The sequence below is a fragment of the Deinococcus sp. JMULE3 genome (assembly GCF_013337115.1).
GTDB lineage: Bacteria > Deinococcota > Deinococci > Deinococcales > Deinococcaceae > Deinococcus.
On the sequence record NZ_SGWE01000004.1, the window covers coordinates 2,905,486 to 2,928,588 of the forward strand.

A 23,103-nucleotide genomic window follows, 5' to 3' on the forward strand; every position below is an offset into this window, starting at 1 on the left:
GTCTGCCTGGGTTCCCCTCCACCCTCGGGCGGTTACTCGACCGGTTCGCCGCGCTGCAACTTCACGGCCCGCACGAGGTTCTGGTACATCAGGGCGCTCGTCAGCGGACCCACACCGCCGGGGACGGGCGTCTGCGCGCGGACCGGAAGGTTCGCCTGCGCGTCGCCGACCACGCCGCTGCCGTCGGGTGGCACGTTGATCCCGGCGTCCACGACGACGTGGTGCGGCTGGACGTGTTCGGCGCGCAGCAGGCCCGCGCGGCCCACCGCAACCACCACGGCGTCCTGCGCGGCCAGCACGCCCCCCAGGTCACGGGTGTGCTCGTTGCACAGCGTGACGGTCACGCCGCGGTTGTTCAGCATGAACGTCAGCGGGCGGCCCACGGTGCGGCCCGGGCCGATCACGGCGACGCGCAGCCCGCGCAGGTCGTCACCCAGCGCCTCGCGCAGCAGGAAGCGGATCGAGCGGGGTGTAGGGGGCAGCAGCGCCTCGCTCTCGCGTCCGGCGGCGATCAGCGCGAGGTTCGCGGGGCTCAGGCCCTCGATGTCCTTGCGGGCCGTCAGGTGCAGCAGCGCGGCGTCGGCGTCCAGGGGCCCGGCCAGCGGCAGTTCCAGCATGATGCCGTGCACGTCCGGGTCGCTTGACAGCGCGTGCAGCGTGGCGTGCAGTTTCTCCTGCGTGGTCGTCGCGCCCAGATCACGCACCGTGAAGCGCACGCCCAGGCGTTTGGCCTGCCGCGCCTTGCTGTCCACGTACACGCGGCTGGCCGGGTCGCCGGACGCCAGGACGCTCACGAGGTGAGGCTGGAAGTCCCAGCTGCTCAGGTCAGTGCGGACCTGACGGGTCACCTGGTCCGCGCGGGGTTTGCCCGGCAGGGCCAGGGGGTGGGGGAGGGGATCAGTCATCGTTGCAGTCCAGTCGGTGAGGTCCAGCGGACCGGGGTCCAGGCGTGAGAAGCGGAGCGGGAGGGGCGGGCGGTGGCGTCCCGGCAGCCGGGGCGGCGTCCGGCCCAGCATACCTGCCTGGGCCGTGATGGGGGCATCTGGGGGTATTCGTGACCCCCTGGGGGAGGATACCGTGAAGTGCTTCACAGCGTCAGAAAAATCACAAAGCTATGGTCTAGTCTGATGCCCTCCGAGAACGTCCGACCCGCCCGCGCGCGCAGCGCCGAAGAAAAGAACCAACGCCGCGACGACATCCTGCGCGCCGCCGAGCGACTCTGGACCACGACCACCTACGCCGAACTCAGCATGAACCAGGTCGCCCGCGAGGCCAGTCTCGCCAAGGGCACCCTCTACCTGTACTTCGACACCAAGGAAGAACTGTTCCTGGCGCTCCTGACCGAACACCTGCAGGCCTGGATCGGCCGCACCAGCGACCTGCTCATCGAACGCCAGCCGCGCACCCCGCAGCAGGTCACCGACGTGCTGCTCGACTCCGCCGACGCCCTGACCCCCCTGCGCCGACTGCTCGTGCTGCTCGGCACCGTCCTGGAGCGCAACGTCCGGCCCGAACTGGGCCTGGAATTCCGCCGGGAACTCGACAGCCAGCTGCGCCGCCTCGTGCAGCACATGCCCTACAGCGCGCCCACCACGCTGCGCCTGCTGCGCCACCTGTACGCCATGGCGATCGGCTGGCAGCAGTTCAAGGAAAGCCTGCCTGGCCTGGACGCCCAGACCGGCCAGCCCCGCGAGGAACTGCCCGGCGAGTACCGCGCCGAGTTCGAACTCGCGCTGCGCGGCGTCGTCGAGCAACTGGCCGCCCAGGACGCCCGCGCGAACGCCGTCTGAACGGCCGCTGAATCCTTTCAGGCGCCCCTGGACACCCGTCGTCCAGGGGCGCCAGCATTGTTTACCAGCGGAACTTCCCGGCGCCCGCCACCCAGGTCATCCGCAGGGCGCGCAGCGTGGACGTGAGATTCACGCCCGCCGCCTCGCACGCGCGCCGGGCGGCGTCCGGTACGACCGGGAGGATCGACAGGGTCGCGCCCTGCCGCGCCGGGACGTACTGCACGCCCAGCGTCACGCCGCGCAGGCAGGTGGGGGCCGCGCCGGTCAGGAAGTCCGCGTCGCGGATCACCTGAATCACGTCCGCCTCGGGCACGGGCTTCAGGCCCCGCGCGTCCAGCCAGCCGAACACCGTGCGCTGCTGGCACGCCCCGGCCCGGCACCACTCTCGGTTCAGGACCAGCAGCGCCCGGCTGCCCTGGGCGTACGTCGCGGCGCGCAGGGTCGTAAACACCGTCCCGCCCGCTCCGGCACTGCTGCCCCGCCAGTCCAGGAAGCGGTTGGGCGCGTCCGTGACCTGCGCCGCGAACAGGTTCTGCGTGGCTGCCCAGTCCAGCGCCTCGCGCCGCGCCAGGGCCAGCAGGGACCCCTCGGCGGCCGGAGGTTGGAACGAGGTCAGGAACAGCTGCACGCCCCGCACGGGACCCAGCGGGTCGCCTGTGGGGGCCGTCTGGGCGGACGCGGGAACCGTCAGGGTCAGCAGGGGAAGGAACAGAGCGGCGCGGAGCACCCGCCCAGTGTGCCGCATTCCACGCCGGGAGCACCCGCACCTCCCCGGCGGGGGAGCGCCCGGACTGCACAGCCCGCCCCGACCGCGCGGCCCGCGCCCGTATCCTGGGACGCGTGCGCGTCGTCCTGAAACTCGGTACCAGCGTCCTCACGGCAGGCACGGACCGCCTGCACCGCCCCCGCATGGTGGACCTGATCCGCACGCTGGCCGCCGCCCGCGAGGCCGGGCACGAGGTCGTCCTGGTCACCAGCGGCGCGGTGCTGGCCGGGTGGGAGGCGCTGGGCTTCCCGCCCCGCGACCGGACCCTGGCGGAAAAGCAGCTGCTGGCCGCCGTGGGGCAGGGCCGCCTGATGCACACCTACGCGCAGCTGGCCGACCTGTACGGCCTGCCGGTCGCGCAGGTGCTGCTGACCGCCGACGACTTCCGGGACCGCACCCGGTACCTGAACGCCCGCACCACCCTGGACACCTGCCTGGCGCGCGGCGTGATGCCGGTCATCAACGAGAACGACGCCGTCGCGCTGGAACAGCTGAAGGTCGGGGACAACGACACTCTTTCCGCGTTCGTGGCGAACCTCGTCGAGGCGGACCTGCTGGTCATCCTGACCGACGCGCCCGGCCTGTACACCGCCGACCCGCGCCGCGACCCGACCGCCACCCTGATTCCCGTCGTGGAGCGCGTGACCCCCGAGGTCTGGGCGCGTGCCGGGGGCGCCGGCTCCCACCGGGGCACCGGCGGGATGCACACCAAGATCCAGGCGGCCGAGATCGCCACCCGCGCGGGCACCCCGGTCGTGATCGCGCCCGGCGACGCACGCGACGTCCTGACCCGCCTGCTGACCGGCGAGAGCATCGGCACCCGCTTCCTGGCCGCCGGGTCCCGCCTGGAGGCCCGCAAGCGCTGGATTCTCGCGGAGATCGCCGCCGGGAGCGTCACCCTGGACGCCGGAGCGGCCCGCGCCGTCGCCGAACGCGGCGCGAGCCTGCTGCCCGCCGGGATCACCGGCGTGCAGGGCCGCTTTGACCGCGGCCACACCATCCGCATCCTGGCGCCCGACGGCACGGAACTCGCGCGCGGCCTGACCCGCTACGCGTCGGCGGACCTGCTGAAACTCGCCGGGCAGCACTCCAGCGCCGCCGAGGGTCTGCTGGGCTACACCTACGGCCCGGAAGCCGTGCACCGCGACGACCTCGTGCGGCTGTAGGCCCGCCCCAGTGCGGTATGGCCGCCTCTATACTGCCGGGCGTGCTGGCCCTGCTCGCCTCCCAGACCCGACTCACCGACCCCGCCGCGGACGCCCGCGGCGACGGCGGGTACGTGCTCCCCACCCGCCCCGCCTTCACCCAGGACATGCTGGACCTGCGCGAACTGGACGCCCGCCCCACCCCGCAGGGCATGCAGTTCACCGTCACGTACGGCCAGATGGGCAACCCCTGGAACAGCCCCGCGGGCTTCAGCGCGGGCGTGACCGACATCTTCGTGAAGGGCGCGCTGGGCGGGCAGGCGAAACTGGGCGACCTGGGCCTGCGCACCAGCACCGGCGGCTGGCAGTACCACCTGCGCGTCTCGCCCGGCGGCAGCACCCTGACCGAGGTGGACGCCCAGGGCCAGGAACGACCGCTGGCCGCGCCGACCGTGGAGGTCTCCGGCACCAGCCTGACCGTGCAGACCGCGCTGCCCGAGGGTCGCTACGGCTACTGGGTGACGAACAGCGTGTACTCCCCGCTGACCCCGGACGGCCTGCTGCGGCCCGTCACCGTGCCGAACCCCACCGCGCTGCAGGCGGGCCGCGCCGACGCACCCGTCCCGGTGGACGTCCTGGCCGCGCCGGGCGACACGCAGGCATACACGCGCGGGACGCTCGCCCCGGTCGGCGAGACCCGCGACCTCGTGGGCATCGGGCTGCTCACGCTGGGCGGCGCGGGGCTGCTCATCACGGTGATCGCCACCGTGTTCGTGTGGCGCCGCCTGAGCGCCCACCCGGCGTGACCCGCCCCGCGCTGCCCACCGCGCTGCCCGCCCCGCTGCTGATCCTCGTCGCGGCCGTCCTGTGGGGCCTGCTGGGCATCCTGGGCAAGCAGGCGCAGGCCGCCGGACTGGACCCGCTGGAGGTCGCCTTCTGGCGCGCCGCCCTGGCCGGAGGCCTGTACGCCGCGCACGCCGCCGTGATCCGCGCCCGCCTCCCGCGTGGCCGTGACCTGCTGATCACGGCCGCGTTCGGCGTGGCGGGCGTCAGCATCTTCTACGGGTCGTACCAGCTGGCCGTCCGCGCGGGCGGCGCCAGCCTCGCCAGCGTGCTGCTGTACACCGCGCCCGCCTTCGTGGCCGTGATGGGCTGGGCATTCCTGCGCGAACGCCTGGGCCGCCGGGAACTGCTGGCCGTGGCGGGCACGCTGGGCGGCATCGCCCTGATCAGCCTGGGCGGCGGGCAGGGCGTGACCGTCACGCCCGCCGCGCTCGCCTGGGGCCTGACCGCCGCCCTCACGTACAGCCTGTACTACCTGTACGGCAAGGCGTTCTTCACCCGCTACGACCCGCCCGCCCTGCTGGCCGTGGCGCTGCCGGTCGGGGCCGTGGTCCTGCTGCCCTTCGTGACCTTCACGGAGAAGACCCCCGGCGCGTGGGGCAGCCTGGGCGCCATCGCCGTGTTCAGCACCTACCTCGCGTACCTGGCGTACTCCTGGGGGCTGCGCCATCTGCCCGCCACGCGCGCCAGCGTGATCGCCAGCCTGGAACCCGTCGTGGCCGCCACCCTGGCCGCGCTGCTGTTCGGCGAGCGGCTCTCCGCGCTGGCGCTGCTGGGCGCTGGCCTGGTGATCGGCGCGGCCCTGCTGCTCAGCGTCGGCCCCAGCGACACCGAACGACACCCCCCAGCGGAATGATCAGATCGGCGGAATGATCAGGGCTGCCGGTCCAGCGTGAAGTCCCACTCGAACGAGCGGCCCCACGGCAGCGCCGCCGCCCCCAGGGTGTAGGTGTCGCCCACCCGCAGCGGAAAGAACTCACCGGCCAGCCGCATCAGGGTCGCCTGCGCCTGCGGGGTGTTCAGCTGCGCCTCGGGGATCAGGCTGCGCAGCTGGGCGCGGACCTCGCTGCTGTAGATCACGTCGTTCGCGAACTCGCGGGCCAGCAGCGCGTCCTGCCGCACCGGGTCGGCGCCGCGCGCCAGTTTCGCGTGCGCCAGCGCCGTCCCGAGGTTGTTCCCAGGCGTGCCCCACGCCGCCAGCGCCTGCAGGTTCGCGTGCTGGCGCAGGGTGCGCAGGTCCGACCAGAAGCGCGGATTCCCGAGGTTCACCTGCGCCACGTCCGCCACCGCGACCCGCCCGGCGCGCAGCAGACTGCTGACCCGCAGCGCGGCGCGGCGCGGATCGCCTCCGTTGAACACGTACAGCGTCAGGTTCGCCTTTCCGTCCACGACCTGAAAGCCGCTGCCCTGCGCGTGGTTCTCGGCACTCCGCGTCAGGGGAATGCCCTCGTACTTCATGACCTGCTGCGCCGCGGCGGGATCGCTGTACTCCACCCGCACGGTCGCCGCTCCGGGTGCCAGGGCGCGGGCGGTCAGCATGGACAGCACCTCGTCCGCGCCGGGATACACCCGCACGTTCGCCGGGGTGTCCTGTGTTAGCGCGGCGCCCTCCTGCGGGGCTGGACTGCCGGGCAGCGCGTCGTCCCAGGTGACGTCCAGTTCCGTCAGGCGGCCCTCGCGCGCCCAGCCGATCACGGCCCGCACCACCTCCAGGTTGCGTGCACGGTCGGTCGCGTCCGGCTCGCGCGGCAGCGTGATGAACGAGAACACCGGCTGCCCCGTCCGTTCGGTCCAGGTGCGCAGCGGCTCCAGCCGCGCCAGAGCCTCCTGCGCCGTCAGGGGGCTCGTGCGGGACTGCACCAGTCCCCCGTACGCCAGGGCGTCCAGCGACACGATCAGCGGTCCCGTGCGCGGCTGCGCGTCCAGCCACGCGGTCAGCGCCGCCGGGTCCGCGCCGCGCGCCGCCGTGCCCAGCAGCGCCGCGTCCGGCACGCGCAGGGCGTCGCCGCGCAGGCCGCCGATCAGGGCGGGCAGCACCCGCGTCGCCGGGCGGGAATCCAGCGGCAGCAGCGTCTGGGCGCCCGCCACGCCGAGCAGGAGGGGTGTCAGGGCGGTCAGGGCAGAGGTGCGGCGCATCGTGTCCCCGACCCTACGGGCCGAGCGTGAGGAACCGCTGGGAGTTCCGTGGGCACAGGGTCTGTACGCGGGCATGCCACCTGTCCCGCCCCCGCGCGGGTAGCCTGAACCTCATGAAAGCCAGTGACCTGTGGCGACTCGCGTGGCGCGGCCTGACCCGCCGCCGGGTCCGCACCTTCCTGACCGCGCTGGGCATCACGGTGGCGGTCGCCAGCATGGTGATCTTCCTGTCCCTGGGCGAGGGCATCCGCAAGGTGTTCACCAGTGAACTGGGCGGCATCGGCCCGGACATCCAGGTGAGCCTCACGCCGCTGTCGCAGGGCATGGCGCTGCACCCCAACCTCCCGCAGAGCACCGTCACGCAGCTGCAGGCCCTGGCGCCCGAACTGGGCATCGAGACGGTCACGCCCGTCATCATGGCCGTGCGCGGCGGCCTGGACCCCACCCAGAGCGTCGTGCTGTACGGTCTGCCGGCCAGCGGCGGCATCGGCGCGGTGTTCCCCAGCACGGCGCTCGCGCAGGGCCGCCTGCTGCTGCCCGCCGACGAGCAGACCGGCGCGGCCGTCGTCGGCGCCAAGGCCGCGCAGAACCTGCGGCTGAGCGTCGGCAGCACCCTGAACCTCAACCGCCGCGCCAGCGTGAAGGTCGTCGGCGTGCTCGCCCCGCAGTCCGGACTGGTGGACAACTTCATCTTCATGCCCCTCACGCCCCTGCAGCGCAGCGAGGGCGCCGAGGACCGCGTGTCCCTCGTCGCCGTGAAACTCAAGGACCCCCGGCAGGCCCGCGCGGTCGCCACGGGCATCAGCGACCGCCTGAACCTGGAGGCCGCCACGCAGTCGGACTTCCTGAGCTTCATCGAGCGGGCCCTGCGCATCAGCGACGCCGTGCGCTTCGGCATCTCGCTGATCGCGCTGATCGTGGGCGGACTGGCGGTCGCCAACACCGTCATGATGGGCGTCTTCGAACGCACCCGCGAGTTCGCCACGCTGCGCGCCATCGGGGCACGGCCCGCGTTCGTCCGCGCCCTGGTCCTCACCGAGTCGCTGCTGCTGTCGCTGGTGGGCGGCGTGGGCGGCGTCCTGCTGGGCCTCGTGGGCATCGTGGTCGTGAACCTGTACACCCAGCAGCTCGCCGGGATCGACGCGGCGGCCCTCACACCCCGCCTGACGCTGCTTGCACTCGGCATCAGCTTCCTGTTGGGACTGCTCTCCGGGCTGCTCCCGGCCCGCAACGCCAGCCGCCTGAGCATCACCGACGCCCTGGGGAGGGTCTGACATGACCGCCACCGAACCGACCGCCCGGCCCACCACACCGGCCCTGACCCTCAGCGTCCACGACCTGTCGCGCGTGTACCCCAGCGGCGACGGGCAGGTGCAGGCCCTCGCGCCCTTCACGCACACCTTCCCGCCCGGCCTGACCGCCGTCGTCGGCCCCTCGGGCAGCGGCAAGAGCACCCTGCTGAACCTCCTCGCGGGCTTCGACACACCCACGACCGGCCACGTGCAGGTGGGGGAGACCAACCTCACCGCGCTCGACGAGACCAGCCGCGCCGACCTGCGGCTGCGGCACTACGGGTTCGTGTTCCAGAACCACAACCTCGTCAGCATCCTCAGCGCGCAGGAGAACGTCGAATTCCCCCTGACCCTGGCGGGCCTGCCCCCCCGCGAGCGGCAGGAGCGCGCCCGAGAACTGCTGGCCCTGGTCGGCCTGGACCGCCGCGCGGACCACCTGCCCAGTCAGCTGTCCGGCGGTGAGGCGCAGCGCGTCGCCATCGCCCGCGCGCTGGCCGGAAATCCCGGCGTGCTGCTGGCCGACGAGCCCACCGGGAACCTCGACACCCGCACCGGCGAGCGCATCCTGGCGCTGCTGCGCGGCGCGGCCGACGCGGGCCGCACGGTCGTACTGATCACCCACGACCGCGACATCGCCGCGCAGGCCGACCACCACCTGAGCGTCCGCGACGGCGTGGTCACGCCCGGCTGACCCTCCACAGAAGCGCGGCCCGGACGTGATGACCGGGCCGCGCTTCTGTGTGGGCTGATCAGGGGGCGGTGCCCACGCGGGTCTCGCCGTCCCGCAGCCACAGCACGCGCCCCTGCGCATCCCGCAGCCGCACCACGACCTGCACCGTCTCTCCTGCCTGCACGCCGGAACCCGCGCGGCCATACGCGCTTGCCACGCCGCCCGTAGAACGCAGCGGGGACTTCCACAGGTCCGTGCCGCTCACGACGAACACGCCGTCCAGCCGCAGCGCGGGCAGCGCGTCACGCGACGTCAGGCGCACCTTCACGCCGAACCCGCCCGACCCGCTGGCCGACGCGGAATCCAGCGTCACGACCTGCCCGCCCACGTTCAGCGCCGTCGGTGCCCCCAGCAGGTCCCCCACCGAAGGCGGCACCCGCGGGGAGAACCCACAGGCCGCCAGCAGCAGCGGCAGGACCAGCACCAGGCGTTTCATGAGAGGAGTGTACCTGAGGCGCCCACCCCAAGGGTGAAGACCTGACTCACCAGGCATTCACCCCCACGCGGTAGCGAGCGGCGCACCCGGTCACCAGCCCAGGTCGGGGGCCGTCACCACGCGGTCTGCCGGTTGATCCGTGAACAGCGTGTACGTCAGCGTGTACGTGCCGGGAATCACCCGCGTCAGCAGGATCGCGTCCCCATCCAGCCGAGGGTTCAGGTTCGCCAGGCTCGGCCCCTGCACCTGCAGCGGCCCCCGCACGGCAGGCTGCGCCCCACCGCCCGGTAGCGGGTCGATCAACCGGACGTTCTCCAGGGTGCTGTCCACCGTCAGGACCAGCGTCACCAGGAACCCCTGGCCCTGCGGGGACGCCTCCACGGTCTTGTTCAGACTGGCCCGCGCGCCCCCCTGCACGTTGCGGGTGACGTTCGCGCCACCCGGATTGCGCACCCGCGCCTGCCCGGTCGTCCGCAGGTCCACCGGGTCCAGGACCGCCTCGGCGGTGTCCGTGCGGCACACCCGCACCGGCACCTTCAGCCGCAGCGGCTGCCCCTGACTGAACTCCCCGCTGACGTTCACGGGGTAATCGGTGGTCCAGCCGGTCGGGAGGTTCAGGCTCAGCTTGCCCGGCAGGCGGTACGGGAAGTCGGTCTTCGCCAGCGCCGTCAGTTGCGTCACGTCACACACGTTCAGGATGTCCGGCGCGGTCACCAGGGTCACGTCCGTCAGCACGCGGTACTCGATGGTCACGCGGTCCGTGCCGCTGTCCGACACGCGTCCCGCCGGGGGCGGCGTGACCGAACTGCCCGGCAGGCTGGTCGGCGTGACCGGGTACTCGCCCGGCGCGAGCGGCACCGCCGCCGGCGCACTCAGCGTCTGCCCGGCCACCTGGAACGGCACGCCCGTCAGCGGGATGCGCTGCCCGGCGTACAGCGCCACGGCCTCCACCACCAGCTGCCCCTGCGGCGGGCGGGCCACGAAACGGATCTTCGTGAAGCCCGGCTGGTAACGGACCTCGGTCGGCGAGACGATGTTCCCCGTGCCCTGAATCAGGGTGCTGCTGACCGGCACGTACCCGCCGGGCAGCACCGGGCGCACCACCGCGTCCCCCACCAGCGCGTACGACGCGCCGGGAATCGGGCGGCCCTGCGGGTCCACGACGTCCACCAGCAGTTGATTGGCGATCTTCGCGCCGCCCGGCACCACGAAGCCCCCCACGCTCCCGGTGATCGGCTGGTCGTTCAGGCGGAACGAGAAGCGGATCGCGTTGCTGTACTGCTTCGTGGTCTTCAGCACCCGGATGTACAGCTGCCACTCGCCCACCAGTTCGGGCGTGATGCGGAACGCGTCGGTGGCCGTGCGGCCGTTCTCGCTGGGCGTGAGGTTCACCCGCGTCCCGCCCGGCTGCACCGCCCACAGTTCGGCCTCCGGCGCGCCGTCCACGTCGTAGTTCAGCAGGCCCAGCGTCTGACCGACCCAGTCGGCCGTGACGTTCACCCGCGCGGCCAGCAGCGCCTCCGAATCGGTCGAGCGGGCGTTCACGCTGAAATCGCTCGTCTCCAGCCGGAAGGGATCGGCGACGCGCAGCGCGAACGAGTTCTTCCCGTTGCCCCGGCTGGTCACCTTCAGCGTGTACGTTCCGGCGCCCAGGCCGCCGCTGAACAGGCTGTCCCAGGTGTGCTCGCGGTTCAGGCTGAACCGCCGCTCCAGCACCGTCCCGCCCGGGCCGGTCAGGGTGAAGGTCGTCTCGAACGGCTCGTTCTTCGCGTACAGCTCATCCCCGAAGTACCCTTCCGCGCGGCGGCCATCCACGTAATCCGCGAGGTTGAACGTCGGCGAGAACACCTCCAGGCCCAGGGGTTTCCCGGCGTCCTGCGCGGACACGCGGATCACGTACGTCTCCTGCGCCTGCGGCCACTTGTCCCCCACGGACACGAGCGGCAGGGTCCCGCCGGTCTGCGCGGCGGCGGGCGCGGCAAGCAGCAGCAGGCCGCCCAGCACCGCCAGTCGGACCGAGCGGGAACGGGAGGATTTCGGGGCGAGGGGCGTCAGGGAACCGGCAGTCAGGAAGCTGGGCATCGTTGGGAAAAATCATACAGGCCCGCCCCGGCTGGACACCCACCCCCCACCGGGCCGCACCTGGGGGTAGCATCCGCGGTGATGACGCTCGCCGCCCGCGCCCACGCCCACCTCAGTGAGGCTGCCCTGCACGGCAACCTGACCCACCTGTCCCGCCGCGCCGCCACGCCGCTGCTGCTGCCCGTCAAGGCCAACGCGTACGGGCACGGCCTGCGCGAGATCGTCACCCTGGCCGCCCGCCACCCGGACGTGTGGGGGTTCGCGGTCGCCACGCCCCGCGAGGCCGCGCAGGTCGCCGCGCTGCACACCGGGCGGCCCACGCTGCTCCTCACGCCCCCCACGCCCGCCGAGGTGCCCGTCCTGGCCGACCTGGGCGTCCGCCTGCCCGTCGCCTCCCTGGCTGAGGCCGACGCCCTGCCCGCCCACGCCCGCGCGCACCTGAAGGTCGACACTGGCATGAACCGCCTCGGCGCCCGACCCGAGGAGGCCATCCGGGTCGGCGCCCGCCTCGGCGAACGCGGCCTGCTGGAAGGCGCGTACACGCACTTCGCCACCGCCGACGAACCCGACCTGAGCTTCGCGCACGAACAGCTGCGCCGCTTCCAGACCGTCCTGGACTCCCTGCCCGCTACGCCCGAACCCCTGCTGGCCCACGCGGCCAACGGTGGCGGCATCCTGTCCTTCGGGGCGCTGCCCGGCCTGCGCCTCGCCCGGCCCGGCCTCGCCAGCTACGGCTTCGCCCCCCCGCACCTGCGCGGCGTGCTCCCCCTGCGTCCGGTCATGACCCTCACCGCACGCGTCACGCACCTCCACACCGCCCACCCCGGCGAGACCGTCAGCTACGGGTGCCTCTGGCGCGCCCAGCGCGACACGCAGGTCGCCACGGTCGGCATCGGCTACGCGGACGGGTACCCCCGGAACGCCACCGGCCGCGCCCAGGTCCTCATCGCGGGCGAGCGCCGCCCCGTCCTGGGCCGCATCTGCATGGATCAACTGATGGTGGACGTCACCGGCCTGGACGTTCAGCCGGGCGACCCCGTCACCCTCTGGACCGACCACGACCTGACCGTCACCGACGTCGCCGCGTGGGCAGGCACCATCGAATACGAGGTGCTGACCGGACTGGGCGAACGGGTGGAGAGGGTTGTGGGGAGTGGGTAGTGGGTTGTGGGAACATCAGAGAGAAGAGGGGGCGCCTGGACTCATCCGGCGCCCCCTCTTTTCCTACTTCCTACAACCCACAGCCCACGACCCTAGAAGAAGCGGCTGACGTCCCGGACGACCACGAACGCCATCAGCAGCATCACGAACGCGAAGCCCGCGAAGTTGATCGCCTGCTCCTGCTGGAAGGTCAGGGGGCGGCCCCGCAGCGCGCCCACGAACGCCAGCACGATGCGCCCCCCGTCCAGGCCGGGAATGGGGATCAGGTTGAAGAACGCCAGCGAGAGGTTCAGCAGGATCGCGACCTGCACGAGGGCCCAGGGGCTGACAGCGGCGGCGCGGGAGACGATCTCGGCGGTACCGATGGGGCCGCTGACGTTCTCGTCGCGGCTGAGGTCCAGGGTGAAGAAGCGCTGGAACAGACCCGCGAAGGACTGGATGACCTGCGGGACGGCCTGCCCGGTCACCTGCCACGCGCGCACGAACGCCGCGCCGACGCTGACGGGCTGCACGTCCGGCGCGTAACGGATGCCGAGCAGTTGCCGCTCGCCGTTCACGGTGGGCGTCCAGTCGAAACGCACGTCGCGGGTCTGCCCGTCCCGCACGACGGTGAACGTGTGCGGCCCGTCCTTCGTGAGGACGTCGCGCACCCCCTCCCACCCGGCCACCGTGCGGCCACCGACGGTCGCCGTCTCCGGGATGTCCTGCCCGTCGATTCCGGTGATGACGTCCCCCACGCGCAGGTCCAGCGTCTGCGCGCGGCTGCCCGGCACGACCTCCTCGATGCGGGCGCGGTCCGGCACGGCCACCCCCTGCGAACTGAACGCCACGGTCATCAAGCCGATCGCCAGCAGCAGGTTCGTGAGCGGCCCGGCCAGCAGGATCGCCACCTTCCCCCACACCGGCAGCGCCGCGAAGCCGCGCGTGGGCTGACGGTACCCGCCCTGCCCATCCTCCTCGGGGGCAATGCCGTCGATCTCCACGTACCCGCCGATGGGCAGCAGGCTCAGCCGCCACTCGGTGCCGCGCCACTGCCGCCGCAGCAGCACCGGGCCCATCCCGACGCTGAACGAGTGCACAGCCACCCCCTGCCGCCGCGCCAGCGCGTAGTGCGCCAGTTCATGCAGGAACGTCGCCACGCCGATGATCAGCACCGTCCACAGCAGCCCCAGTGGGGTCAGGGCCGCCGCGATGCCCTGAACGACGTTCATATGGCCTCCGATGGGACGGCGGGGTTCAGCCGTGCCATCCGAGCGGATGCGAGTGGGAGCAGGACGGGCACCGGACGTGGAGTTCGTCCTTCGGCGACCTCCCGGAGGGCGAACGCAACAGACGGTGCCCGTCTCACGCGTTCACCCCGCTCTGGGCGAGTTCCTGCGCGCGGGTGCGGGCCCAGGCGTCCGTCTCGGCCAGCGTATCCCAGGTCAGGGTCCCGGCGGGCGTGTCGTCCAGCACCCGTTCCAGCAGGCGTGGAATGTCCGTGAAGCCGATCTGCCCGGCCAGGAACGCGTCCACGGCCACCTCGTCGGCGGCGTTCAGCGCGACCGGGAGCAGCCCCCCGGCCTCCCCGGCGCGGTAAGCGAGGCCCAGGCAGGGGAAGCGCGCGTGGTCCGGTTCGCGGAACTCCCAGGTGCCGCGCATCGGCCAGCCGAGGTGAGTGCCGACCTCGCGCCCGCGCCGCGCGCCGCGCACGTCCCCCGGGCGCGTCATGCCGGTCGGCGCGGCGTCGATCGCGTACGCGATGGGCAGGCGCATGTCGGTCGGCCCGAACTGCGCCTTCAGGCTCCCGTCCCGGAAACGCACCGCCGCGTGAATCAGGCTCTGCGGGTGCACCACCACGCCCACCTGCGACAGCGGCAGGCCGTACAGGCTGGCGCACTCCATGACCTCCAGCCCCTTGTTCATCAGCGTGGCGCTGTCGATCGTGACCTTCGGGCCCATGCTCCACGACGGATGTTTCAGCGCCTGTTCGGGTGTCACGCCGCTCAGGTCGGCGGGCCCCTCGCGGAACGGCCCGCCGGACGCCGTGAGGATCACCTCGGCCACGTCCGCCATGTCCTCGCCCGTCAGGCACTGGAACACCCCGGTGTGCTCGGAATCGATGGGCACCACGCGCCCGCCGCCCACGGCTGCGGCCTCCCACATCAGGTGCGCGGCCGTGACCATCGCCTCCTTCGTCGCCAGCGCCACCGCCTGCCCCGCCTCCAGCGCCGCGCGGGTGGGGGACAGGCCGATCAATCCACTCATGGCGTTCACGACCACCCCGGTCGGCGTGGTCGCCACCTCGCTGGGGTCGGCGATCACGCGCACGCCCGGCAGCGCCTCCCGCGCCTGCGCCAGCACACCCGCGTCCACGCTGACCAGTTCAGGCCGGAACTCCCGCACCTGCGCGGCCAGCAACTCCACGTTGCGCCCGGCAGCCAGCGCCGTCACCCGCCAGCCGCGCTCACGCGCCACGTCCAGCGTCTGCGTGCCGATGCTGCCCGTACTGCCCAGCACCGCGATCCCGCGCCCTGCACCCTCGGAAAGACTCATCCCCCGCATGCTAGACGACGCGGGGGACGGAAGCGGCGGGACCGCGCACGATTCGCCGCTCAGCGGGTGAACACGCTGATGTGCAGGAACAGGTACGTGGCGGGCACCGCGAACAGCAGGCTGTCCATGCGGTCCAGGAACCCACCGTGCCCCGGCAGGCTGCTGCCGCTGTCCTTGGTCTTCAGGGACCGCTTGATCAGGCTCTCGGACAGGTCGCCCAGCTGACTGGCACTGGCGACCAGGATCGAGTACAGCAGCGCCTCGAACGGCGTCCACACGTGCGTGAACGTCGTCAGGGCCAGCACCATCAGGAAACTGAACGCCAGGCCGCCCACGGCACCCTCGACGGTCTTGCCGGGACTGACCTCCGGGGCCAGCTTGCGCTTCCCGAAGAAGTACCCGACGAAGTACCCGCCGATGTCCGCCGCGAACGTCGCCATCAGCGGCAGCGCGAAGTACAGCAGGCCGTCCCCGGCGTCCGGGCTGTAGCGCAGCATCAGGAAGTACCCCAGCAGCCACGGGATGTACAGCAGCCCGAACATCGAGTACACGATGCGTTCCAGGGGCCGCTCGCCGGGCCGGATGACCTCCACGACCAGCAGGTACCCCAGCGCGACCGTCAGGACCGCCTCGCGCCACGATCCGCCCGGCCAGGGTGCCTGCGGCCACAGCGGCAGGCTGGCGATCATCAGCGCCGCCGCGAACACCGCGAGGCTCACGCGGCGCACGTCGATGTCATTGCGGTCCAGCATGCGGATGTACTCGTACAGCCCCATGATCGCCACGACGATCAGCGCGGGCAGCATGGCCCACCAGCCGATCCACACGACCACGCTGAGAATCGCGAAGCCCACCACGCTCGTCAGGACGCGGCTGCTCAGCGATTCCACGCGGCCCCCAGGGAACGGCTCATAGGAAAGTGCCGCCGGGGAGACCGGCGGTCACGGGCAGGGGAGGCGGGGAGCCTCACCCGAGGATTTCCTGCTCCTTCTTCTGGAAGGTCTGATCCACGCGCGCGATGAACTCGTCGGTGATCTTCTGCACGTCGGCCTCGCCGCGCTTGATCTCGTCGTCACCGATGCCCTCGACCTTCTTCACCTCGTCCAGCGCATGCTTGCGGATGTTGCGCACGGCGATGCGGGCGTCCTCGGAATAGCTCTTGGCGTTCTTCACGAGGTCCTTGCGCCGCTCCTCGGTCAGCATGGGCAGGCTGATGAAGATCGTGTCGCCCTTATTGTTCGGGTTCAGGCCCAGGTCGCTGTCGCGGATGGCCTTCTCGATCGGGTTCAGCGCGCCGCGGTCCCAGGGCGTGATGACCAGCGTGCGAGCGTCGGGCGTGGTGATGCTCGCCACCTGATCGATCGGCATGGTGCTGCCGTAGTAGTCCACGACGATCTTCTTCAGGATGCCGGGGTTGGCGCGGCCGGTGCGCAGCACCGAGAGGTTGTTCTCCAGCGACTCGATGGCCTTGCCCATCTTCTCGCGGGTGTCGGCCTGGATGGTTTTCATGTCAGCCATGGGAGGGTCTCCTTTTGGGAAAGTGTCGCCAGTCTAAGCGATCAGGGCGCCCGGTGCCCGTTCAGGGGTCGTACGGATTCCGTCTGTTCCTCTGGCCACCCGGAACTGCACCGGGTGGCCAACTCCACGCCCGGAACCCGTTTTGCTTCTGCTCGCATCCGCTCGGATGGAACAGCTGACATCAGCCGTTCCACCGAAGTCAGTCTCAGCTCTGGATGAGCGTGCCGACCCGCTCGCCCCGGAACAGGCGCGGCAGGTTACCGTCCTGGAACAGGTCGAACACCACGATGGGCAGGCCCTTGTCCATGCACAGCGTCAGCGCGGTGGCGTCCATGACCTCCAGGCGCTGCTCGACGACCTGCAGGTGCGTCGCCTGCGCGATGAACTTGGCGTCCGGGTTCTTGCGGGGGTCGCTGTCGTACACGCCGTCCACCTTGTTCTTCGCCATCAGCACGACGTCCGCCCCGACTTCCAGGGCGCGCAGGGTGCTGGTCGTGTCGGTCGTGAAGAACGGCGCGCCGTTCCCGCCGCCGAAGATCACGACCCGGCCCTTTTCCAGGTGGCGGATCGCGCGGCGGCGGATGTACGGTTCGGCCACGGCCGCCATCTGGATGGCGCTCATGACGCGGGTGGGCCGCCCGGCGCTTTCCATGGCGTCCTGCAGCGCCATGGCGTTCATGACGGTGCCCAGCATGCCGATGTAGTCGGCGGTGGCGGGGTCCATGCCCTGCCCGTTGCGCGCGCCGCGCCACAGGTTCCCGCCGCCGATCACGATCGACAGTTCGATGTCGGTGCCGTCCAGCGCGTCCGTGATGCGCCGGGCCAGCGCGGCGGTCGTCTCGGGGCTGATCCCGAAGCCCGACTCGCCAGCCAGGAACTCACCAGAAAGTTTTAACAGGACACGCTTGAACATGATTCACCTCTACGAATGGGGGGGCGGGGGGGCAGGAGAAACCGGCAACCGCGCGGGGCGGCTGCCGGGTGGACGGTGGCCGCGCAAAGGCCCCCGCTGAGGGGGGCCCAGGCGGGTCTTTAAGCGCCGATCTCGAAACGGACGAAGCGCTTCACGGTCGCGCCGCCGAGGTACTTGGCGACGGTCAGGCTGTTGTCCTTCACGAACGCCTGCTCGGGCAGGACCTTCTCGGAGTAGAACTTGCCGATCTGGCCTTCGACGATCTTCTCGACGATCTGCTGGGGCTTGCCTTCGTTCAGCGCCTTGTTCGTGAGGATCTCGCGCTCCTTCTCGATGTCGCTGGAGTCCACCTCGTCACGGCTGAGGAACTGGGGGCGCTCGGCGGCGACGTGCAGGGCCACGTCCTTCGCCTGGGCTTCGCTGCCGCCCTCGACGTCCACGAGCACGCCGATCTTGCCGTTGCTGTGCACGTACCCGGCGACGGTGCTGCCTTCGAGGTACGCGACCTTGTTCAGGACGATGTTCTCACCGATCTTACCGGCGGTCGCGGCGACCAGGTCGGCGACGGTCTCGCCGTCGATGGTGTACGCCTTGAAGGTGTCCAGGTCGCTGGTCTTGGCGGCCAGCGCGGCCTGCGCGAGCTTCTCGACGACGGCCTGGAAGTCGCTGTTGCGGGCGACGAAGTCGGTCTCGCTGTTCACTTCGACGATGGCGGCGCGGTTGCCGTCCACGGCGAAGCGCACGATGCCTTCCTTGGCTTCACGGTCGCCCTTCTTGACGGCCTTGGCGATGCCGCGCTCGCGCAGCAGGGCGATGGCCTTCTCTTCGTTGTTGTCGGCGTCGGCGAGGGCCTTCTTGACGTCCATCATGCCCGCGCCGGTCAGTTCGCGGAGTTTCTTGATCGATTCCAGCATGTGTTGCCTCCTGTGGGCGTGAAGCCCGCATCTCGGGCTTCGGAGTCGGGTTCGGGCAAGCTGCGCGGGAAAAGGGGGGCGCGCCCTTGATCGGCCTGCGCCGGGACGCGTCCCCCCCGTGTCCCGTGCTTAGGCTTCGGCCTGTTCGGTCGCTTCGGTCTGCTCGGCTGCGGCCGCGCCGACGTCCTCGCCGCCGCCACGCGCCTCGACCAGCAGGTCACCGATGCGGTGGGTGATCAGCTGGATGCTGCGGATCGCGTCGTCGTTGCCGGGCACGATGTAGTCGATGACATCCGGGTCGCTGTCGGTGTCGGCCAGGGCGATCACGGGAATCCCGAGCTTGTTGGCTTCCTGCACGGCGATGACTTCCTTGGTGGGGTCCACCACGAAGATCGCGTCGGGCAGGCGGTTCATCTTGCGGATGCCACCCACGAAGCGCTGGAGGCGCTCGCGCTCGGCGGCCAGCTTGATGCGCTCGGCCTTGGTGCGGTCGTTGACGCGCTCGGACTCGAACAGGTCGTCGAGTTCGTTCAGGCGGTCAATGCGGGTGCGCATGGTCTTGAAGTTCGTGAGCATGCCGCCCAGCCAGCGGCTGGTGACGAAGGGCATACCGGTGCGGCGCGCCTCGAGCTCCACGATTTCCTGCGCCTGCTTCTTGGTGCCGACGAACAGGATGACGCCGCCGCGCTCGGCGAGTTCCTTGATGAAGTCGAAGCTGCGGTCGACCTGCTTGAGGGTCTTCTGCAGGTCGATGATGAAGATGCCGTTACGCTCGGCGAAGATGAAACGCTTGAAACGGGGGTTCCAGCGCTTGGTTTCGTGACCGAAGTGAACTCCGGCTTCCAGCAGCTGCTTCATGCTGATGTACGACATGGGGACTCCTGAGCGTTGTGATCGGGAAAGAGTTTGCCGTCCTCGTGCCAGCCCCGCGTCAGGTGATTCACCTTCCGCATGTGGTGGGGCCAGGCCGCAGCGCGACGCTCGAGCGCGCAGGGCAGGATCACGGGGGCACCCAAACGAAAATTATACGACATGAGCACCCCAGGTGGGAGGGGGAGGCCGCACGGACGTCGAACGGCTGGTCGCCGTCGATTCAGAGGAGGCCATGAGCCAGCGCCGAGACCTCCAGCGACTGCCGGGCCTGCTCCATCTGACCGTCCTCCAGATGCCACGCCGCCGAGAGACCCGCGTACGCCCCCACCCACGCCAGCAGCCGCGCGCGGTCCAGCCCCGCCTCATGTGCGATCAGGGCGGACTGACGCCCCAGCCGCCCCGGCCTCAGCGCGTGGTCCGGCGCCGGGTTGCACAGCATGTTCGCGAAATCGAAAGTCCGCTCCCCGATCAAACCCTTCGGATCGATGACCAGCCACCCCCGCTCCGGGCTGTGCAGGACGTTCCCGTGATGCAGGTCACCGTGCAGCGGACGCACGTCCCGCGGATCGGCCAGCAGACGCTCCGCCGTGCCCCAGGCCCGCACGAAGCCCTCCCCCTGTCCCTGCGCGGCCTCCAGCGCCCGGAACCAGCGGGGGAGACCCGGCAGATCTGGCCAGGGTCGCCCGCGCGCCACATGCACACCCGCCGCCGCGCCGCAGAGCACCCGCGTCGCCGCGTCATCCTGCCCTGTCAGCGCCCAGTCCGCCAGGGACGGGGTCACCTCCAGCCGCTCCAGCAGCACCGCTCCGGCCTCATGCCGGAACACCTGCGCTGCGCCCTGCCCGTCCAGCCACACCATCAGGTCGTGCCCACGCACCTCCTCCGCGCTGCGGGTCACCTTCAGCATCGCCGCCCGTCCCTGCCGGCGCACGGGCGTCAGGTCGCTGCCCGGCGTGCGGATCGCCGCTCCGTCCGGCGTCAGATTCCAACGCGTCATGTACCCGTCCAGACCCATGAGCCCAGTCTGCACCCAATGGAGGACGCGCCATCCCCCGTGACAGGGCTTACACTTGGCCCTTATGGACTGGTTCTACGCCATCGTTTACGGGATCGTCGAGGGGATCACCGAGTTCCTGCCGATCAGCTCCACCGGGCACCTGATCCTCACCGGCAACCTGATGGGCGTGCCCTGGACCAAGGAAGTCAAGGACGCCTTCGAGGTCGTCATCCAGGGCGGCGCGATCCTCAGCGTCCTCGTGTACTACTGGCGGGACTTCCTGAAGATCAGGCACGTGAACACCGACCCGCAGCAGCGCACGCTGTGGCTGGGCGTGCTCGTCGCGTGCATTCCTGCCGTCATCCTGGGCATCCTGTTCGGTGACGCGATCAAGGCGACACTGTTCCGCCCCAGCGTCGTCGCGTGGGCGCTCATCGTGGGCGGCATCCTGATGTGGATCATCGAATCCCGCCGCGTCACACCCAGCGTGGACGCCATCGAGAAGATCGGCGTGCGCCGCTCCCTGATGATCGGCGCACTCCAGTGCCTCGCGCTGCTGTGGCCCGGGTTCTCCCGCTCCGCGAGTTCCATCCTCGGCGGCATGATCCTCGGTCTGGACCGCGCCACCGCCACGAAATTCAGCTTCTACCTGGGTGTCCCCACGCTGGGCGGCGCCGCCCTGCTGAACCTCATCCAGGAACGGGAACTGATCTTCGGGGAGATCGGCCTCCTGAACGTCCTGATCGGCGCGGGTGTCAGTTTCGTCACCGCGTACCTCGCCATCGGGTGGCTGCTGAAGTTCGTGTCCACCAACAACTTCAAACCCTTCGCGATCTACCGCGTCATCGTCGGCGTGCTGATCCTCGTGCTGCTCGCCACGGGCGTCATGACCAACGGCAACCTCGCCTGACGCTTTGCCACCGGGGGCGGCCTGGTCCATGTGACCGGCCGCCCCCACTGCCGTCCTGCCAGAATGCAGGGCGTGGCCCCACCCACCCTCTACCGCCCGTTCCTGAACGGGACGTACACCGTGTCCGCCGGCCTGTACCGGATGGGCCAGCAGCCCATTCCCTGGCTGGACGACCCCCGCCCCGAGGGGCACACCTTCACGCTGGACGACGCGTACGCCGCGTTCAGTGCCAGCAAGGTCGCCGCGCACAGCCGCGCCCCGCACGAGTACATGGGCGAGGCGGCCCTGACCCCGGACCTGCGCGAGGCGGCCCTGACGCACGTCGCCGCGACCCTCGCCCGCGACAGTGGCGGCGCGATCACATGGGACGGCGCGACCCTGCGCAACGACCTGCTGGGCTGGCAGGCCACCCTCGACCCGCGCTGGAACGCCGTCACAGACCTGTGCCGCCACAACGCGCCGCACTCAGCCCTGGTGGCCGACGTGCAGCCTCTCCACGCGCTGGACTTCCTGGGCCTGAACACCCAGGAGGACCTCGCGCTGATCGCCCGCGACCCACGCACCGGCGCGGACTGGCTGGCGGCCACCCACGTCCTCATGCCACAGCACTGGGACCCGCGCGACAAACTCGGCCGGGACTTCCGCACCGTGCACGAACCCGTCGCGGGCAGCGGCCCCATGAACGCCACCGCGCCGCGCCTCGTAGACGCCGCCATCAATCGCGGGCCGTTCATCCGCTTCGCGTGGGGCCTCAGCATGACAGGTCGCCTCGATCACCACCCCGCCGCCCCGCCCGACGAGGACCGCGCCCACGACACCCGCTTCGACCCGGACCGGGCGTACCTGCGCGTCGAACGGCAGACCCTGATCGGCTTTCAGGACGCGCACGGCGCCCTGTTCACCATCCGCCCTCTCGTTCACCCACTGACGGATGCCGTGCAGACGCCCGCGCACGCTCAGGCCCTCGCGGCCGCTATTGAATCCATGACACCGGAGCAGACCGCCTACAAGGGATTAACCCACCTGCAAGGCGACCTGCTGCGGTGGCTCAGGCAGCGCAGCCTAGACTGACCGGGTGAACCCCGCCCGGCCCACCCTGCTCCTGCTCATTCCCCTGCTCCTGGCTGCCTGCACGACCCCGCGTGACGACGCCGTGATCCGCAGCGACAGCACCCAGGTCACCACCCGCACCACCATCACGACGGATAACGCCACGACCGGCAAGACGACCACCCAGCCCCAGACCACCCAGCGCCAGTCCACTCAGCGCCAGTCCACCGCCGCCACCATCCCCCTCAGCGCCCTCCCACGCGAAGGCCAACAGGTCATGCGCCAGATCGCCCAGGGCGGCCCCTTCCGCTACGCCAAAGACGGCAGCGCCTTCGGCAACCGCGAACGCCGCCTCCCCACCCGGCCCAGCGGCTACTACCGCGAATACACCGTCCCCACCCCCGGCGAGAACGACCGCGGCGCCCGCCGCATCGTCTGCGGCGGCCAACCCCCCACCCGCACCGACGACTGCCACTACACCCCCGACCACTACCGCACCTTCCGGAGCATCCAATGATCCAGATCTTCAACGCCCCCCGGACGGCCTCCAGGCCGCCCCACACGAACCCCGCATCATCGCCGCCGGCTACCAGATCACCGTCCGCGAAATCGACTTCGGCGCCGTCCACGACAAGGACACCCTGATGCTCGCGTTCCTCAAGGGTCTCGCCCTGCGCGACACCTTCGGCCGCAACTGGGACGCCCTCTACGACATCCTCACCGACCCCGACCAGATCAGCGCCCGCTACGCCCTGATCCTCTGCGACTACGCCCACTTCCGGCGCCGCCACCCCCACCTCGCCACCGAACTCGAACAGGTCCTCCTCGACGCACAGAACAACGCCGCCCAGCAGCAACGCCAACTGTGGCTACTCATCGAAGAACCCGACCACGACCCCAACGGGTGGTGAGGGACCTTGGAACGGTAAGGCTCGTGTTCAAGGGAGATTCAGGGTCGGGGAGAGTCCGGTGCGGCAAAACGATAACCGGGCGCCATCGGGCGCCCGGCGGA

General features: G+C 70.9%; 24 protein-coding genes. 11 read left to right on the top strand and 13 right to left on the bottom strand.

Annotated features, from left to right (window positions below; genetic code table 11):
• Positions 1-32: 32 nt before the first annotated feature.
• Complete coding sequence (locus EXW95_RS16975) at positions 33-905, bottom strand: bifunctional 5,10-methylenetetrahydrofolate dehydrogenase/5,10-methenyltetrahydrofolate cyclohydrolase (RefSeq protein WP_174368446.1); 873 nt, start codon at positions 903-905, stop codon at positions 33-35.
• A gap of 222 nt (positions 906-1,127) precedes the next feature.
• Here EXW95_RS16975 and EXW95_RS16980 point away from each other — a divergent pair, with 222 nt between their 5' ends.
• Positions 1,128-1,790 (top strand): TetR/AcrR family transcriptional regulator, encoded by a 663-nt coding sequence (locus EXW95_RS16980; RefSeq protein WP_174368447.1) that lies wholly within the window; start codon positions 1,128-1,130, stop codon positions 1,788-1,790.
• Between the two features lie 61 nt (positions 1,791-1,851).
• Here the strand turns inward: EXW95_RS16980 and EXW95_RS16985 are convergent, their stop codons facing one another.
• Positions 1,852-2,517: a hypothetical protein gene (locus EXW95_RS16985; RefSeq protein ID WP_174368448.1), complete on the bottom strand. Its 666-nt coding sequence runs from the start codon at positions 2,515-2,517 to the stop codon at positions 1,852-1,854.
• A 113-nt stretch (positions 2,518-2,630) separates the two neighbouring features.
• On the opposite strand from EXW95_RS16985, the gene proB reads away from it, so the two are divergent.
• The 3 genes from proB to EXW95_RS17000 are packed head-to-tail and all read left to right on the top strand — an operon-like array spanning position 2,631 to position 5,400.
• Positions 2,631-3,722 carry a glutamate 5-kinase gene (proB, locus tag EXW95_RS16990; RefSeq protein ID WP_174368449.1) on the top strand — a complete coding sequence of 364 codons (1,092 nt, stop codon included), beginning with the start codon at positions 2,631-2,633 and terminating at the stop codon, positions 3,720-3,722.
• A gap of 41 nt (positions 3,723-3,763) precedes the next feature.
• Complete coding sequence (locus EXW95_RS16995; protein ID WP_371810135.1) at positions 3,764-4,507, top strand: glucodextranase DOMON-like domain-containing protein; 744 nt, start codon at positions 3,764-3,766, stop codon at positions 4,505-4,507.
• Entirely contained in the window at positions 4,477-5,400 is a 924-nt protein-coding gene (locus EXW95_RS17000) for a DMT family transporter (protein ID WP_371810136.1), read from the top strand. Before EXW95_RS16995 ends, EXW95_RS17000 begins: the two co-directional genes overlap by 31 nt.
• 17 nt (positions 5,401-5,417) lie before the next feature.
• Here EXW95_RS17000 and EXW95_RS17005 read toward each other — a convergent pair whose 3' ends face one another.
• The gene (locus tag EXW95_RS17005) at positions 5,418-6,680 is read right to left on the bottom strand and encodes a DUF4127 family protein (RefSeq protein ID WP_174368451.1); all 1,263 of its coding nucleotides are present in this window, start codon (positions 6,678-6,680) and stop codon (positions 5,418-5,420) included.
• 113 nt (positions 6,681-6,793) lie between these two features.
• On the opposite strand from EXW95_RS17005, the gene EXW95_RS17010 reads away from it, so the two are divergent.
• Both EXW95_RS17010 and EXW95_RS17015 read left to right on the top strand, forming a co-directional pair.
• A complete protein-coding gene (locus tag EXW95_RS17010) occupies positions 6,794-7,954 on the top strand; it encodes an ABC transporter permease (protein ID WP_174368452.1) in 1,161 nt (386 codons plus the stop codon).
• Position 7,955: 1 nt separating this feature from the next.
• On the top strand, positions 7,956-8,663 hold the full coding sequence (locus EXW95_RS17015; protein WP_174368453.1) for an ABC transporter ATP-binding protein: 708 nt from the start codon (positions 7,956-7,958) through the stop codon (positions 8,661-8,663).
• A 58-nt stretch (positions 8,664-8,721) separates the two neighbouring features.
• Here EXW95_RS17015 and EXW95_RS17020 read toward each other — a convergent pair whose 3' ends face one another.
• Together EXW95_RS17020 and EXW95_RS17025 are read right to left on the bottom strand one after the other, a co-directional pair.
• Positions 8,722-9,138, bottom strand: a complete 417-nt coding sequence (locus EXW95_RS17020) for a hypothetical protein (protein WP_174368454.1) — start codon at positions 9,136-9,138, stop codon at positions 8,722-8,724.
• A gap of 90 nt (positions 9,139-9,228) precedes the next feature.
• Positions 9,229-11,220, bottom strand: coding sequence for a hypothetical protein (locus tag EXW95_RS17025; protein ID WP_174368455.1), 1,992 nt, complete (start codon positions 11,218-11,220; stop codon positions 9,229-9,231).
• An 81-nt stretch (positions 11,221-11,301) separates the two neighbouring features.
• On the opposite strand from EXW95_RS17025, the gene alr reads away from it, so the two are divergent.
• On the top strand, positions 11,302-12,381 hold the full coding sequence (gene alr / locus EXW95_RS17030; RefSeq protein ID WP_174368456.1) for an alanine racemase: 1,080 nt from the start codon (positions 11,302-11,304) through the stop codon (positions 12,379-12,381).
• A 92-nt stretch (positions 12,382-12,473) separates the two neighbouring features.
• Here the strand turns inward: alr and EXW95_RS17035 are convergent, their stop codons facing one another.
• The 8 genes from EXW95_RS17035 to EXW95_RS17070 all read right to left on the bottom strand — a co-directional run bounded on the left by EXW95_RS17035 (position 12,474) and on the right by EXW95_RS17070 (position 20,131).
• Positions 12,474-13,592 carry an RIP metalloprotease gene (locus EXW95_RS17035; protein ID WP_174368457.1) on the bottom strand — a complete coding sequence of 373 codons (1,119 nt, stop codon included), beginning with the start codon at positions 13,590-13,592 and terminating at the stop codon, positions 12,474-12,476.
• Between the two features lie 133 nt (positions 13,593-13,725).
• The gene (gene dxr, locus EXW95_RS17040) at positions 13,726-14,916 is read right to left on the bottom strand and encodes a 1-deoxy-D-xylulose-5-phosphate reductoisomerase (protein WP_174368458.1); all 1,191 of its coding nucleotides are present in this window, start codon (positions 14,914-14,916) and stop codon (positions 13,726-13,728) included.
• Between the two features lie 59 nt (positions 14,917-14,975).
• Entirely contained in the window at positions 14,976-15,806 is an 831-nt protein-coding gene (locus EXW95_RS17045; RefSeq protein WP_174368459.1) for a phosphatidate cytidylyltransferase, read from the bottom strand.
• A 76-nt stretch (positions 15,807-15,882) separates the two neighbouring features.
• Positions 15,883-16,434, bottom strand: coding sequence for a ribosome recycling factor (frr, locus tag EXW95_RS17050; protein WP_058976331.1), 552 nt, complete (start codon positions 16,432-16,434; stop codon positions 15,883-15,885).
• Between the two features lie 205 nt (positions 16,435-16,639).
• Positions 16,640-17,347, bottom strand: coding sequence for a UMP kinase (gene pyrH, locus EXW95_RS17055; protein WP_174368460.1), 708 nt, complete (start codon positions 17,345-17,347; stop codon positions 16,640-16,642).
• A 119-nt stretch (positions 17,348-17,466) separates the two neighbouring features.
• The gene (gene tsf / locus EXW95_RS17060) at positions 17,467-18,261 is read right to left on the bottom strand and encodes a translation elongation factor Ts (RefSeq protein ID WP_174368461.1); all 795 of its coding nucleotides are present in this window, start codon (positions 18,259-18,261) and stop codon (positions 17,467-17,469) included.
• A gap of 129 nt (positions 18,262-18,390) precedes the next feature.
• The gene (rpsB, locus tag EXW95_RS17065) at positions 18,391-19,134 is read right to left on the bottom strand and encodes a 30S ribosomal protein S2 (protein WP_174368462.1); all 744 of its coding nucleotides are present in this window, start codon (positions 19,132-19,134) and stop codon (positions 18,391-18,393) included.
• A 220-nt stretch (positions 19,135-19,354) separates the two neighbouring features.
• Entirely contained in the window at positions 19,355-20,131 is a 777-nt protein-coding gene (locus tag EXW95_RS17070) for an aminoglycoside phosphotransferase family protein (RefSeq protein ID WP_254605664.1), read from the bottom strand.
• A gap of 82 nt (positions 20,132-20,213) precedes the next feature.
• Here EXW95_RS17070 and EXW95_RS17075 point away from each other — a divergent pair, with 82 nt between their 5' ends.
• From EXW95_RS17075 to EXW95_RS17090, 4 genes are all read left to right on the top strand, one after another.
• Positions 20,214-21,041, top strand: coding sequence for an undecaprenyl-diphosphate phosphatase (locus tag EXW95_RS17075; protein ID WP_174368464.1), 828 nt, complete (start codon positions 20,214-20,216; stop codon positions 21,039-21,041).
• 72 nt (positions 21,042-21,113) lie between these two features.
• Positions 21,114-22,112, top strand: a complete 999-nt coding sequence (locus EXW95_RS17080) for a heme-dependent oxidative N-demethylase subunit alpha family protein (RefSeq protein WP_371810137.1) — start codon at positions 21,114-21,116, stop codon at positions 22,110-22,112.
• Positions 22,113-22,116: 4 nt separating this feature from the next.
• A complete protein-coding gene (locus EXW95_RS17085; protein WP_174368466.1) occupies positions 22,117-22,608 on the top strand; it encodes a ribonuclease domain-containing protein in 492 nt (163 codons plus the stop codon).
• A 127-nt stretch (positions 22,609-22,735) separates the two neighbouring features.
• On the top strand, positions 22,736-23,002 hold the full coding sequence (locus EXW95_RS17090; protein WP_371810138.1) for a barstar family protein: 267 nt from the start codon (positions 22,736-22,738) through the stop codon (positions 23,000-23,002).
• Positions 23,003-23,103: the final 101 nt, after the last annotated feature.